The organism is Microbacterium sp. HM-570 (assembly GCF_054165885.1).
Map to the genome: position 1 here is coordinate 621,896 of NZ_CM135111.1, position 13,552 is coordinate 635,447.

Here is a 13,552-nt window from a genome sequence, read left to right on the forward strand (position 1 = left end):
ACGTGGGTGCGGAGCGTCAGCGACGCCCCGCACCCACGTTCGATGCTGACGTTACGAGCAGCCGGGGCCTGCGCTAGCCGTCTTCGTGGCGTCGGAAGTGCTCGTCGCCGTCACACAGATCGTCTCCAGGGTCGTCCCGGGGTTTACGAAGGTGACGCCGTCATCCAGATTGGTAAGTGTGGTTACAGCGGGGACCGCGCCGGTCGCGCTTTGGGCGGTGGCCGCAGCAAGCTGAGAAGCAGCGTTGGCTGCTTTAGCCTCTACCGCGCTCTGCTCTGCCTGGCCCTGAATTCCGAGGAAGACCGGGATGGCGATCGCGGCGAGGATGCCGAGGATCACGACGACGATGATGAGCTCGATGAGCGAGAAGCCCTTTTCGCCGTTCTCTTCGCGTCGCTCGCGCTCGGCCTGGATGTAGTTCTTGATCATTGCTCGCATTTCTTTCTCTCTCCCCTTGCAGTGGACATTTCAGGGCCGGTCGAGGCGGGCAAACCCTCCGTCAGGGTCTCTGCCCGCCCCGGCCTCATTTGGCGGATGCACCTGAATGCATCCATCCCCCGTCCTGAATCATGAGGGACTTCTCATCTTCAGTCAAGACGCATATATCGGCTTTGGCGCTTTTTTTGCTCAAGACTCACTCAGGTCTGGCTCCATCGCTCGCGACTCGGGAAACGAACGCTTGCTGACGGTCTTAATAAATACCTGTTCAAACGACATAAATATTCGGTATATCCAACACTCGCTTCAGTCATCAGACATGCCAAGATCAGTATGTCCAGATGGATCCAATTCTCATGATCTCGAAACGTGTTGGAAACATGAGAGCCTTCTCACCTCAAGATGAGAGACAGCTCATTTTCACGAGAAGGGAAACGCCCCCGGGAATCGACGTATCGAAACCCGGGGGCGGCCATTCGGTCACTTGCAGACAAGGGGGGTGGGGGGATGTCCGGGCGACCGAATTCTCTTTCTCAGCCCACCGCGCGAAGCACGAGAGGCAGGGCCACCGTGACGGCGGCAGCGAGCGCAAGAGCGACGATCATGACGATCCCCGCCCGTCGCGTGAACTTGTCGGGAAAGGCCCTCACGCGGCCTCCGCCCCGATCACGAGCCCGAGGGTGCTCACGAAGTCGCGACCGGCGTCGCCCTCCGGCATCTGCACGACGTCGGTCGTGATCGCATCGGCAGCCGACACCAGGACGACGTCCACGTCGAGTGCGGTGTCCAGCGCATCGATGACCCCCTCCGACACCGCCCCCGCGCCGCTGAGCAGCACACGATCGATCGCCGGAGCGTCGTCCCGACCCGCGTGGAACGAGAGCGTACTGCGCACCCGGGCGGCGAGATCCGTTGCGGCGAAGGGGATCGGAGGATGCGAGTGGTCATCCGAACCCGCTCCGAGCCGCACTCGTGCACCCGCGGGAACCGTCTCGAAGATCTCGGCGAGTGCGGCGTCCACGTCGGCGGTGGCTGCGCGATCGCTCGCGCCCTCGCGGGCCACGCTGTTTGCCGTCGGGATGTCGATGGGCAGGATGCGGACGAACAGCGGCACTCCGTCGCGGACGATCACCACGTAGCTCGTGTGGTCACCGACGTGAACCATGGCGACGGTCTCACCCGGCGCCGCGAACGATCCCGCGGCTCGAGCCAATCCGAACGGCGCGAAATCGACAGCATCCGCGCGCAGCTTGGCCTTTTCGAGAGTCTTCAGAAGCGCCTCGACCGTCTCGGAGACGGCGGCGACGAGCAACCCGCTGACCTGTCCGTCTACCTCGGCGATGGGGAGAAAGTCGAGCACGGCCTGCTCGGCCGGAACGGGCAGCAGATCCTGCACCTGGAACGGCAGGGACTGCTTCAGCAGGTCGGGGCGCAACGCCTTTGTGGTGAACTCGCGCACGAGTACGCGCCGGCTGCCGATACCCAGCACCACGCGGCGGCTCTGGAACCCCGCGCGCGTCCACAGTTGGCGCAAAGCCAGGGCCACGGCATCCGGATCGAGCACTTCGGAGTCTTTCGCGACGCCCGCGGGCAGCGCGACCTCGCCGCTTGCGACGAGCACCGGACGGCGCCCGGCGGTCACCTCGACCGCGCGCACGCTCTCTTCCGTGATCTCCAGCCCGATGACTGTCTTTGCCATGATTACTCCCCCAGATCGCTTTCTCTTCGTCCGACGACCCCCATCGCCGGTGCGCCGAGTGGCGCCGTTCTCATCCGCTAGCGGATGTCTCGCTGTGAAACCAGATCGCCGAGCACCGGCAGACCACCCGTGATTCCGGGCAGCGAGATCGGTGAACTCGAGAACGTGACCAGGCCGCCGTACGAGAACACGCCCGAGTAGAGGCTGCCGTTCCACTTGTCGCGACCGCCGATGCCGTGCACGTCGACCGTGCAGGGTGTGTAGGCGAGCGCCGTGATGCCCGACGCCATCGAGGTGCCGTTGATGTTGATGCTGCCCGCGCCGTTCGTGCACGAGGGCTTGGCGTCCTTCGTCGTGTCTTCGACGATGACCCGCAGCTTCGGTTTCGTGCCCGACGAGGCGGTCATCGTGAGCATCGTCAGGTCGTAGCTCTTCGCCAGCATCACCAGGTCGGTCTTCAGCGTGACCACGGGATCGGTGCCGCTGTTCGCGCTGAGGTTCGAGCAGGCGCGCGCATCCAACACGGTGGGTGTCGTGAGCGACGACAGGCTCGTCCATCCCGTTGCCGGGTGTGCGTTGAAGTAATTGCACGTGCCCGGACCGGTGCCGGCAGCGGTCAGCGTGATGATCGAGTAGCCCGGCCAGTCCGAGGACTTATATGCGTAGTCGAACCAGGCATCGAACGACGGGGCCGCCGGGGCTGCCACCGCGGCGGGACGCGAGATCGTGCCCGACACGATGCCGTCATTCTGCTCGAACTTCTTTCCCGCGGGGAACGTCAGTGCCTTCGAAAGCCGCTGGCTTCCGAGCTTGACGTCGCCCGTGGCCTGCACATTGCCGCCGATGATCTTCTGTTCCCAGCCGAATTCGAGCGATCCGCCGACCGTCAGCGCCCCGCCGACCGAACCGCGCACGAGACTCTTGTCGGTTCCGGCGGCGCTCAGATTGCCGCGGACCGTGTCGCTGCCGTTCGTCATCTCGACCGAACCGCCGGCCGTCACCGATCCCGCGACGTCACACGAGCCCTTCGTGATGAACGAACCCTGCACACGAATGGATGCCACGATCGGTACCTGGCAGGTGAAGTCGCCCTTCGGGATGTTGATGGTGAGCGCGTTGCCCGGGCTGACCGTCTTCACCTCATACGTGAAGGTGGCGCTGTTGAAAAACGTGAGATCGGCGCCCATGCCCACGTCCTTCGCGGGCGTGTAGGCGTAGACGGCCTGCGTCTTCGTCGTGCCGCCGTCGGTACCGCGGCCGGTCGATGTGAAGGTGACCTGGTTGGACGCGCACGAACTCGTCACCGTGTAGCTGGGCTGCGAGCCGGAAAGCGACAGCGAGCAGAATTCGCTCGTACGACGTGCCTGCGCGAGTGCCGCGGTGATGCCGGCATCCGCTGCGGCCTTCGCCTGTACGCTGCCGCGCGTCTGCACGACCGAGCCGGTCGTGTTCGTGACGATCGCGGCGGCGGTCAAGCCCATCAGGCTCAGCAGAATCATGACGATCAACACCGAGACGATTGCGGACCCGGTGTCATCGGAGGCTCGGCGCTGCTCGCCGGCGGAGCGCGAACGGTTCACCAGCATTTTTTCGCCGTCCCGCTCTGCTTCGCCTGCGCCAGCACCTTGCCCGCCGCGGGCACGCTCGTGGCGCCGGTCTTCACGGTGAGCGAGACGCCGAGCGTGCGGCCCGACATCGAGAAGGCGGAGCCGGACTTCGCCGCGGACACCCCGCTCGCGAGGGTCGACCAACCGGTACCGGATGCGTCGGGCAACCCGATCGCCGAGCTCGACGTGCGGTACAGCAAACGGTCGCCCTGCAGCGCCCACGCCTCACACGACCATCCGCTCGTGCCGGTCGCGACAACGGCACGGACGACATTGCCATCCACCCGCATGTCGCTGGCGTTGCGGATGCTCGACTGCAGCGAACTCATCACCACCTGCGCACGTCCCGTCGCGGTATCGCGGTCACGCGTCTGGGCCTCGGCGCTCAGGCTCGAGGCGAAGAGTGTCGCGAGGACACTGAGCAAGAGCGCGGTGATCGCGCCGTAGATGATGAGTTCAACGAGAGACATTCCCGCCTCATCGCCCCGGACACCGGAGCTCTGCCCCGTCGTGCCGAAAAGTTTCGTTCCCCGGGGCGTCATGCTTTGCCCACCAGGATTCGCGTGGAGACCGTTCCGAGCGGTGTGCCCGGCGCAGTGGTACGGGCGACGGAGACCTGAACGGTCACCGTTCCCGGGTACTGCGCCGGACACCCACCCGGAAAGGTGATCGTCGAGGTGAGGCCGGTCTCGGCGTCAGCTTCCCCGGTGACAGCTCTCACCGATCCGCACGACGTCGCCGTCGTGGAATCGGGAAACTGCGCCCGCAGCGCCGCGACGGTGGAGCTGGCGTAGGCATTCGCCTTCGCCATCTCCCGGTTACTCACGCTCGACTGCGTGGCGGTGATCATCAGCGGAAGAACCGCCAAGGAGATCACCATCAGCAGCAACATCGCGATGACGACCTCGACGAGGCTAAAGCCCGCTTCAGTCTTGGCCGGTCCCCACCAGCCATCTCGCATCATCCCCATGTGCGCTCACCCTCCCCAGTGCGAGCTTGCATTTCCCCAGCCGTCCGGCTTTCGCCAGACGTCTTGTCCAACCCGCGCAGCGCGCGGATCGGTCTTATCCGACTGCGGTACGCGAGCCGGCGTGCGTGTCGAAACGGCTCCCCGCCGTCACGACGACCGCACCCCATTGGCCCCAGCCGACGGCGCGATCAATGGATGCACGCATGCCCGTTTCCCCCAGTGGAATTTCCTACGACTCGACTTCAACGACGGAAGGAGCTCCAGAAAAATCCCCAGATACCCCCGGCCCCCAAAGCCAGGTGTGTGGGACCGTCAAGCGATCCCTTCCCCGTTCAAGATCATGAGACAGTTCTCATGTTCAAGTCAAGCCAGGATTGTGCGACTGTGGAGAAGATGTGTGCGGGAGGAGAAAAGAAATCCCTGTTCATGCTCGATATCCTCTTCGCCGCTTGGCCGAGAAAGTCTTCAGGAATAGCGCGATCCTGAGCCGAACCTGAGGTTCGCGGGAGCTCAACGACCGAAGCCCGGAGCCCACTCGTCACCCTCGTCGAGAACCTCGGCCCGATTCTCGCCCCGGGTGTCCTGCCGCTCGAGGGTCGGACGCTCGCGTCGCCAGGCCGCACCAACGGGCCAACTCGCGGCGAACGTCGGAATCACGCGCCCGACACGTCGCCACAGGGCACCGTGCGTCGCGAACGGGCGCGCGGAGACAGGCATCCGCAGCGTCGGGTCGTATCGAACGCCGTCCGCACGGCGCAGGTGGATCGACAGGTCCAGATCATCGTGAATGGCGGCGTTTGCACGGTCGACCTCGTCGCGCACCCGCACCCACAGCGCCCTGCGCATCGCGAAGTTCGAGCCGAAGACCGGCGGATGCCCGAGCCACGGCGTAACCCAGAAGTACATGCCGCCGATGTACCACTTCGCCCCGAGATACCGCACGACCGGACCCGCCCCGTAAAACTCCGCCGAACCCGTCAGGGCACCGAGCGCAGGATCGGCCACGAACGCCCGGACGATCCGTGAGATCCAGTCCGGGTGCGGCCGCGAATCCGCGTCCACCCGGGCGATGATGTCGCAATCCAGCACGGCTTCGTCATAGCCGCGCGCCGCCGCCGGCCAGATGCCCACGACATCTTCCACGAACACCTCGGCACCGTGCGCGCGGGCGACAGCCGCGGAAGCATCCGTCGATCCGTTGTCGATCACGATCACACGATCGGCGGGACGATCCTGCGCGGCGAGGGCCACCAGGCACGCCTCGAGAAACTCCGCGTCGTCGCGACACGGGATCACAACGGCGACACGGGGAGCGAGCGACACGATGTCAACCTACTCCGCGGGGTGGAATCGGGCCGTCAGGGCGCACATATTGTCGGGTCTCACGGTCGAACGCAATCCCCTCAGCTTTCAATCCAATGAGCGTTAGCCTCCGAAACACCCAACGACACGGAATCACCGTGCAGAACGGAGGCGCTCATGCGCACATCACCCAACCGCCTGGTCGCCATCATCTTCGGCGCCGTCTATGTCCTGGTCGGCCTGCTCGGCTTCGCCGTGACCGGCGGCGTCGGATTCATCGCGACCGACGGCGGACTGCTCCTCGGCATCTTCGAGGTAAACCCGCTCCACAACATCGCGCACCTCCTGATCGGTGCCGCCCTGCTGATCGCCGGGCTGTCCTCGGTCCGCGCGGCCAAGGGCGTCAACACCACGATCGGTGCGGTCTACCTGCTGCTCGGAATCGTCGGCTTCTTCCTGGTCGGCACGGCCGCGAACATCCTCGCGCTGAACACCGCCGATCACTTCCTCCACCTCGCGAGCGCGATCGTGCTCCTCGGTGTCGGGCTCGGTGCAGAGCGCGGCGTGTCGAACCGTTCGGCGCTCGCCTGATCATGTCGATTCGCATGTGGCCCGCCCTCTTTGCCTGGGGGGCGGGCCTCATCCACATCGCCGTGGCGGCGGGCTCACCGCTCGGTGTGCTTCTGCCGCTCACGGCGCTGGGTGTCGCCGAGCTGGTGTGGGGAATCGTCGCGTTGCGTCTCGGACGGATGCCTCTGGTGCGCACGACCCTCGCCGTGGGGGTCATTGCGACCCTCGGTGGACTTGTCCTCGCCCTGTTCGACCTGATGGCGTGGATGCCGCTCGTGAGCTCGAGCATCATGCTCGTGGCGATCGCTGGCGCGGCCGCCGTGACGTTGCGCCGGGCTGCACGGGGGCTGGGTGAGGGGAGCACGGATGCCGAGGCATCCGCCCGCTCTGCCGTCCCCGCGGGACGCGCACTGATCGGCGTCGTGGCGGGAGCACTACTGGTGTCGGGATTGACGACTCCGGCGCTCGCGCAGACCAACGCCGGCGACTACGCCGTGCCACACGGCGAGATGACGGGCCACCACGGGCACTGAGCCTGTCCTCTCGTCGATCTTCGCGAACGGTCGCGACTCACCGCGTGCCTCTTGCGGACACGGTGAGTCGCGACCGTTCGCGGCGAGACACGGGGCCTACCCGAGCGCGATGATTGGGTGTTGGCGCAGGACGCCGGCCACCAAAGGAGCGCACCATGGTCATTGCCGGACTGGTCATTGCCGGATTGGTCTTCGCGGGCCTCGCAGCCCTCATCCACGTCTACATCTTCGTGCTCGAGTCGATCATCTGGACGACACCCCGGGCACGGGCGACGTTCGGCACGACCCCCGAGCAGGCACGGCAGACGCGCGAGCTCGCGTTCAACCAGGGCTTCTACAATCTGTTCCTCGCGATCGCGACCGGGCTCGGAATCATCCTGGTCGCTGCGGGAAACCTTTCCGTCGGGGCGACCCTCGTGCTCGTCGGCACGGGGTCGATGCTCGCCGCGAGCCTGGTGCTGGTGTTGTCGTCGCCCGCGAAAGCACGCGCCGCCGCGGTGCAGGGCGCTACGCCCCTGATCGCGGTCGTGCTGGTCACCGTGGGACTTTTCATCTGAGTTTCGTACACTTATCCAACAAGCGGTATGGCCAGTGTCGAACCTTTGTTCTAGCATGACGGGATGGCCACGCCCCTTTCCCACACCGCGGCTTCACCCGCGGACGAACTGAGACGCCTGCGGGCACAGCTCGACCGTGCACAAGCCCCGCGGGTCGAGGCTCCGCCGCTGCCGGTACATCCGTTGCTGGCTTCCCTGCTGCCCGAGGGAGGGCTCCGTCCGGGGTCCTCGTATGCGGTTTCGGCCTCCCCCAGCCTGCTGCTGGCCCTCATCGCCACCGCGTCGCAGGCGGGATCGTGGTGCGCGGCGATCGGTATGCCCACCTTGGGCGCCGAGGCTGCCGCGTCGTTCGGTGTGGATCTCGAGCGTCTCGTGCTCATCCCCGAACCGGGTCAGCGATGGCTGGCGGTGGCCGCGGCTGTGGCCGAGGTGCTGCCGATCGTGGCCGTGCGCCCGCAGGGCCGCGCGCGCGACGGCGATGTCGCGCGACTGAGTGCCCGGCTGCGCGACCGCGGCACCGTTTTGCTCGTCATGGGCGACTGGCCCGGGGCCGATGCCCTGCTGAGCGTCAGCGACCCACGCTGGAGCGGACTGGATGCGGGGCACGGATACCTCGAGGGCCGCGAGGTCACCGTCACCGCGAGCAGCCGCCGCTCGCCCGTGCCACGGAGCGTCCGGATGCTGCTGCCCGGTCCCGATGGTGGCGTGTCCCGCGGAATCGTCGACACCCGCACCCCGGCGCGCGACACCACCCTCACCCCACCCATCCGAATCCGAGCGGCGGGGTGATCATGGACGTCGTGCGCAGCCTGGTGCTGTGGATCCCCGACTGGCCCATCGTTGCGCTCGCGCGGGAAACGGGCACCCTCGCGGCAGGAACGGGCACCCTCGCGGGAAGAACGGGCACCCTCGCGGGGCAGCCGATCGCGATCATTCGCGCAAACAGGGTGGTCGCGTGCTCCGCCGCCGCGCGCGCCGAAGGGGTGCGGCGAGGGCAACGCAGGCGCGACGCCCAGGCACGTTGCCCCGCCCTGCAGGTCGTCGCCGACGACGCCGCGCGCGATCACCGCGGGTTCCTGCCGATTGTCGAGGCGATCGAGGCCCGGGCGCCCGGCGTCCAGATCATCCGGCCGGGGCTCTGTGCACTGCGGGCGCGGGGTCCGGCGCGGTACTACGGGGGCGAAGCGGAGGCGGCTCGGGTGTTGCGTGAGTCTCTCGATGGCCTCGGCATCTCCGACACGCGTGCGGGCGTCGCGGACGGTCCCTTCACCGCCGAGCAGGCGGCTCGGCGCACGGACCCCGGGGGCATCCTCGTGATCCCGTCGGGTGATACCGCAACGTTTCTGTCGGGCCTGTCGGTCGCGACACTCGAGGATGAGGAGCTGATCGGTCTGCTCGCTCGACTGGGCGTCCGGACGCTCGGCGAGTTCGCCGCGCTGGACGTCGAGAAGGTGCGCGGACGGTTCGGGGAACGAGGCATCCGTCTGCACGCCCTCGCCGGGGGACGTGATCCGCGCGCCGTCGTCGCCCGGACACCCCCGCCCGAACTCGAGCGGCAGATCGCATTCGAGCCGCCCCTCGAGCTCGTCGATCAGATCGGCTTCGGGGTGCGCACCACCGCCGACGAATTCATCGACAACCTGACTCGGGTCTCCCTCGTCTGCACCGAACTACGGGTCGAGCTGACCGACGAGCGTGGTGGATTCTCAGAGCGGGTGTGGCTGCATCCGACGTGCTTCGACGCCCCCGATGTCGTCGACCGGGTGCGCTGGCAACTCGAATCGGCCATCGGTAACGACCTGAAGAGCGGGGTCGCGCTGGTGCGGCTGATTCCGCAGGCGGTCGATGCCGCGTCCCACCACGAACCCGGACTGTTCGGGCAGGGCGCCGAAGAGCGCGTGCACCACGCCCTGTCGCGTGTGCAGGCGATGCTCGGGCATCGCGGTGTCACGACGCCCACGCTCGGCGGGGGCCGCTGGTTGTCGGAGCGGCAGACACTCGTGCCGTGGGGTGACCGCGCAACCGTTGCCCGCTCACGCGCGCAGCCGTGGCCCGGGCATCTGCCCGCTCCCCTACCCTCGACCGTCTTCCCCGCGGGACAGGGCGCCGCGGTGACCGACCGTGAGGGGCGATCGGTGAGCATCGACGGGCGGGGCCTGCTCAGCGCGCCACCGGTGCAGCTAGGGCTCGAAGGGCGACAGCGTCCGGTCGCGGCATGGGCGGGGCCGTGGCCCGTGCACGAGCGCATCTGGGACGCCGAACGAGCCCGCACGGCATACCGGCTGCAGATCGTGGACGCCGATCAGACGGCCTGGATGCTCGTGAACGAGGGCGAGCGCTGGTGGGCCGAAGGCAGGTACGACTGATGGGTTTCGATAATCCTCCCGTGCCGTGGTCCGAGCTCGAACGCGTGCTCAGCGGGCGCCGACCCGACCCGACGCCGCCGAACGCGGACGGCGGTGACAGCCCAGCGTGGTCGCGCAAGCGCTCGGCCTACGTCAAACCGCCCGTGCTGCGCCCCGACGTCACCGTTCCCTACGCCGAACTGCACGCGCACACGTCGTACTCGTTCCTCGATGGCGCGTCCTCGCCCGAAGACTTGGTCGAGGAGGCCGAACGGCTAGGGCTGCATGCCCTCGCCGTGACCGATCACGACGGTTTTTACGGGATCGTGCGCTTCGCCGAGGCCGCAGAGGCCTTTGCCCTCCGCACCGTTTTCGGCGCCGAACTCTCCCTCGAGCTCACCCGACCGCAGAAAGGCGAGCCCGAACCCGAGGGGGCGCATCTGGTCGTGCTCGCCCGCGGCGAAGAGGGCTACCACCGCCTAGCCGGAGCGATCACGACCGCGCAGCTACGGGGGGCCGAGAAGGGGCGACCCGTCTACGATCTCGAGGAGCTCGCCGCTCAGTCCGGCGCGGGCGGGGGCGGGCGAGCCGGGAGTTCCGACGGGCACTGGGCGGTGCTGACCGGATGCCGCAAGGGGGCCGTGCGGCGGGCGCTCGAGGCCGAGGGGGTTGATGGCGCCGCCCGCGAACTCGATCGCCTGGTCGCGTTGTTCGGTCGTGACAGCGTGCACGTCGAGCTGACCGACCACGGCGATCCGCTCGACTCGCGCCGCAACGACGCCCTCGCCGAACTCGCCGTCGAGCGACGCCTGAGCCTCATCGCCACGAACAACGTCCACTACGCAGCCCCCGAACGCGCCCGACTCGCGGCTGCGGTTGCGGCCGTACGGGCCAACCGCAGCCTCGACGAACTGGACGGATGGCTGCCAGCACATCACGCCGCGCACCTGCGCTCGGGTGCCGAGATGCACGCCCGCTTCGCCCGATACCCCGGTGCCGTGGCCCGAACCGTTCCCCTTGCCGACGAGCTCGCCTTTCCCCTGCGCCGCGCGAAGCCCGCACTGCCGCGGCAGGAGGTGCCCGAGGGACACACACCGATGTCGTGGCTGAGGCATTTGGTCTGGCAAGCCGTGCCGAAGACCTACCCCCGGCTGAGCGCGGACGAGAGAGCGCGGATAGAGGGCGAGCTCGACGTCATCGAGCGCAAGGACTTCCCCGGCTACTTCCTGATCGTGCACGACATCGTCGCCGAGGCCCGACGCCGAGGCATCCTGTGTCAGGGGCGCGGGTCCGCGGCGAACAGCGCCGTCTGCTTCCTGCTGAACATCACGGCGGTCGATCCGATCTACTACCGGCTGCCGTTCGAGCGGTTCCTGTCGTCGCTGCGCGATGAAGAGCCCGACATCGACGTCGACTTCGATTCCGATCGCCGTGAAGAGATCATCCAGTGGGTCTACGGCCGGTACGGCCGCGAGCGCGCCGCGCAGGTCGCGAACGTCATCCAGTACCGGCCGAAGAACGCCGTTCGCGACATGGCCAAGGCCCTCGGACATTCGCCCGGCCAGCAGGATGCCTGGTCGGCGCAGGTCGAACGCTGGGGTGCAGAGCTGACGTCGTCCGACCACGACATCCCCGATCAGGTGATCGAGTACGCGACCGAGCTGCTCAAGGCACCCCGGCACCTCGGCATCCACTCGGGCGGCATGGTGTTGACCGACCGGCCCGTCGGTGAGGTCGTGCCGATCGAACACGCGCGGATGCCGGGGCGCACCGTCATCCAATGGGACAAGGACGACGCTGCCTGGATGGGCCTGGTCAAGTTCGACCTGCTGGGTCTCGGCATGCTCGCCGCCCTGCAGCACTGCTTCGACCTGATCCGCGATGCGACGGGCGAGCAGTGGGAGCTCGCGACGCTTCCGAAGGAAGAGCCGGCCGTCTTCGACATGCTGTGCCGCGCCGATTCGATCGGGGTGTTCCAGGTCGAATCGCGCGCGCAGATGGGCCTGCTCCCCCGCCTGCAGCCCCGTACCTTCTACGACCTGGTGGTCGAGATCGCTCTCATCCGACCCGGTCCCATCCAGGGCGGCGCGGTGCATCCGTTCGTCCGCCGCAAGCTCGGCCGCGAGCCCATCACCTACCCGCATCCGAAGCTCGAGCCCGTCCTCGAGCGCACGCTCGGGGTGCCGGTTTTCCAAGAGCAGCTCATGCAGATCGCGATGGCGGTCGGCGGATGCACGGGCGAAGAGGCCGACCTGTTGCGCCGCGCGATGGGGTCGAAGCGCGGGCTCGAGAAGATCGATTCGCTGCGCGAGCGCCTGTACGAGGGCATGGCTTCGAATGGACTCACGGGTGAGGTCGCCGATGACATCTACGCCAAGATCCAGGCGTTCGCGAACTTCGGCTTCGCGGAGTCGCACTCGCTGTCGTTCGGGCTGCTGGTGTACGCCAGCTCGTGGATCAAGCTGCACTATCCGGCGGCTTTCCTCGCGGGGCTGCTGCGGTCGCAGCCGATGGGCTTCTACTCCCCCGCGACCCTCGTCGCCGATGCCCGGCGCCACGGCGTGGAGGTACTGCGGCCCGATCTGCAGCGCTCGGGCGTGACCGAGCTGCTCGAGCCCGTGACCGACGACGCGCCGGACGTCGGTCAGGATGGCGCGCCCGACATGTCCGGCTCCCGTCCCCGAGGAGCGCGCCGTCCGACGGGGCTCGACTCGTGTCCCACCCCCGAGCAACCCTCGCCGGGCCTGTTCGACGCGAAGGCACCGGATGTCTCGGCCGCACATCGCCGCGACGGTGCTTTCGCCGTGCGCCTCGGGTTGAAAGGTGTCACGGGCATCGGCGAGGCGACCGCGCAGAAGATCGTGGCGGAGCGGGATGCCCGCGGCCCCTATCGCGACCTGCACGATCTGGTGCGGCGCACCGACGCCACGGCCGCCCAGCTCGAGGCGCTCGCCACCGCCGGGGCCTTCGAATGCCTGGGGCTCACCCGCCGCGAAGCGATCTGGCTCGCTGGGTCGGCGGCACAGGATCGCTCGGAGTTCTTGCCCGGCACGATGATCGCGGTACAGCCACCGCTGTTCCCCGATCTGACCGGCTACGACACCCTGGCCGCCGACCTGTGGGCGACGGGCGTCTCGACCGGAGATCACCCGCTCGCGCACTACCGTCCCGACCTCGACAAGCGGGGTGTGCTGTCGTCCGAGGCCATGCAGACACACGAGGAGGGCCGCCGCGTCGAGGTCGCGGGACTCGTGACGCACCGACAACGCCCGGCTACGGCATCCGGGGTCACGTTTCTCAATCTCGAGGACGAGCACGGGCTCGTCAACGTGATCTGCACGGTCGGCGTGTGGAACCGCTATCGCCGTGTCGTGCGCGACAGCCCGGCGCTCATCGCCCGGGGCATGTTGGAACGCTCCCCCGAGGGCGTGACGAACCTCGTGGCGGATGGCTTCGAAGATCTGCGGGTGGGCGTGCCCGTGCGGCACAACTCCCGGGACTTCCGGTGACCGGCGAACGCGCTCGTTTGTG

The 13,552-nt window shown here is 67.6% G+C and carries 12 protein-coding genes; 6 read left to right on the forward strand and 6 right to left on the reverse strand.

Annotated elements, in window-relative coordinates; genetic code table 11:
• Positions 1 to 51 precede the first annotated feature (51 nt).
• The 6 genes from ACT9TC_RS02940 to ACT9TC_RS02965 form a co-directional block, all read right to left on the reverse strand.
• Complete coding sequence (locus tag ACT9TC_RS02940; protein ID WP_458041952.1) at positions 52 to 429, reverse strand: type IV pilin protein; 378 nt, start codon at positions 427 to 429, stop codon at positions 52 to 54.
• 655 nt (positions 430 to 1,084) lie between these two features.
• Complete coding sequence (pilM, locus tag ACT9TC_RS02945) at positions 1,085 to 2,137, reverse strand: type IV pilus biogenesis protein PilM (RefSeq protein ID WP_458041953.1); 1,053 nt, start codon at positions 2,135 to 2,137, stop codon at positions 1,085 to 1,087.
• 77 nt (positions 2,138 to 2,214) lie between these two features.
• Positions 2,215 to 3,717, reverse strand: a complete 1,503-nt coding sequence (locus tag ACT9TC_RS02950) for a hypothetical protein (protein WP_458041954.1) — start codon at positions 3,715 to 3,717, stop codon at positions 2,215 to 2,217.
• Positions 3,714 to 4,214 (reverse strand): hypothetical protein, encoded by a 501-nt coding sequence (locus ACT9TC_RS02955; protein WP_458041955.1) that lies wholly within the window; start codon positions 4,212 to 4,214, stop codon positions 3,714 to 3,716. Before ACT9TC_RS02955 ends, ACT9TC_RS02950 begins: the two co-directional genes overlap by 4 nt.
• A gap of 68 nt (positions 4,215 to 4,282) precedes the next feature.
• The gene (locus tag ACT9TC_RS02960) at positions 4,283 to 4,714 is read right to left on the reverse strand and encodes a type IV pilus modification PilV family protein (protein WP_100812899.1); all 432 of its coding nucleotides are present in this window, start codon (positions 4,712 to 4,714) and stop codon (positions 4,283 to 4,285) included.
• Between the two features lie 510 nt (positions 4,715 to 5,224).
• A complete protein-coding gene (locus ACT9TC_RS02965) occupies positions 5,225 to 6,037 on the reverse strand; it encodes a glycosyltransferase (protein ID WP_458041956.1) in 813 nt (270 codons plus the stop codon).
• A 156-nt stretch (positions 6,038 to 6,193) separates the two neighbouring features.
• Here ACT9TC_RS02965 and ACT9TC_RS02970 point away from each other — a divergent pair, with 156 nt between their 5' ends.
• From ACT9TC_RS02970 to ACT9TC_RS02995, 6 genes are all read left to right on the forward strand, one after another.
• Positions 6,194 to 6,607, forward strand: a complete 414-nt coding sequence (locus ACT9TC_RS02970; RefSeq protein ID WP_036296508.1) for a DUF4383 domain-containing protein — start codon at positions 6,194 to 6,196, stop codon at positions 6,605 to 6,607.
• A gap of 2 nt (positions 6,608 to 6,609) precedes the next feature.
• Positions 6,610 to 7,119: a hypothetical protein gene (locus ACT9TC_RS02975; RefSeq protein ID WP_051513119.1), complete on the forward strand. Its 510-nt coding sequence runs from the start codon at positions 6,610 to 6,612 to the stop codon at positions 7,117 to 7,119.
• Positions 7,120 to 7,289: 170 nt separating this feature from the next.
• Entirely contained in the window at positions 7,290 to 7,676 is a 387-nt protein-coding gene (locus ACT9TC_RS02980) for a DUF1304 domain-containing protein (RefSeq protein ID WP_458042851.1), read from the forward strand.
• A gap of 63 nt (positions 7,677 to 7,739) precedes the next feature.
• On the forward strand, positions 7,740 to 8,465 hold the full coding sequence (locus ACT9TC_RS02985) for a hypothetical protein (RefSeq protein WP_458041957.1): 726 nt from the start codon (positions 7,740 to 7,742) through the stop codon (positions 8,463 to 8,465).
• A gap of 2 nt (positions 8,466 to 8,467) precedes the next feature.
• Positions 8,468 to 10,042 carry a DNA polymerase Y family protein gene (locus tag ACT9TC_RS02990; protein ID WP_458041958.1) on the forward strand — a complete coding sequence of 525 codons (1,575 nt, stop codon included), beginning with the start codon at positions 8,468 to 8,470 and terminating at the stop codon, positions 10,040 to 10,042.
• A complete protein-coding gene (locus ACT9TC_RS02995) occupies positions 10,042 to 13,530 on the forward strand; it encodes an error-prone DNA polymerase (RefSeq protein ID WP_458041959.1) in 3,489 nt (1,162 codons plus the stop codon). The genes ACT9TC_RS02990 and ACT9TC_RS02995 overlap by 1 nt, the downstream gene beginning before the upstream one ends.
• Positions 13,531 to 13,552 lie beyond the last annotated feature (22 nt).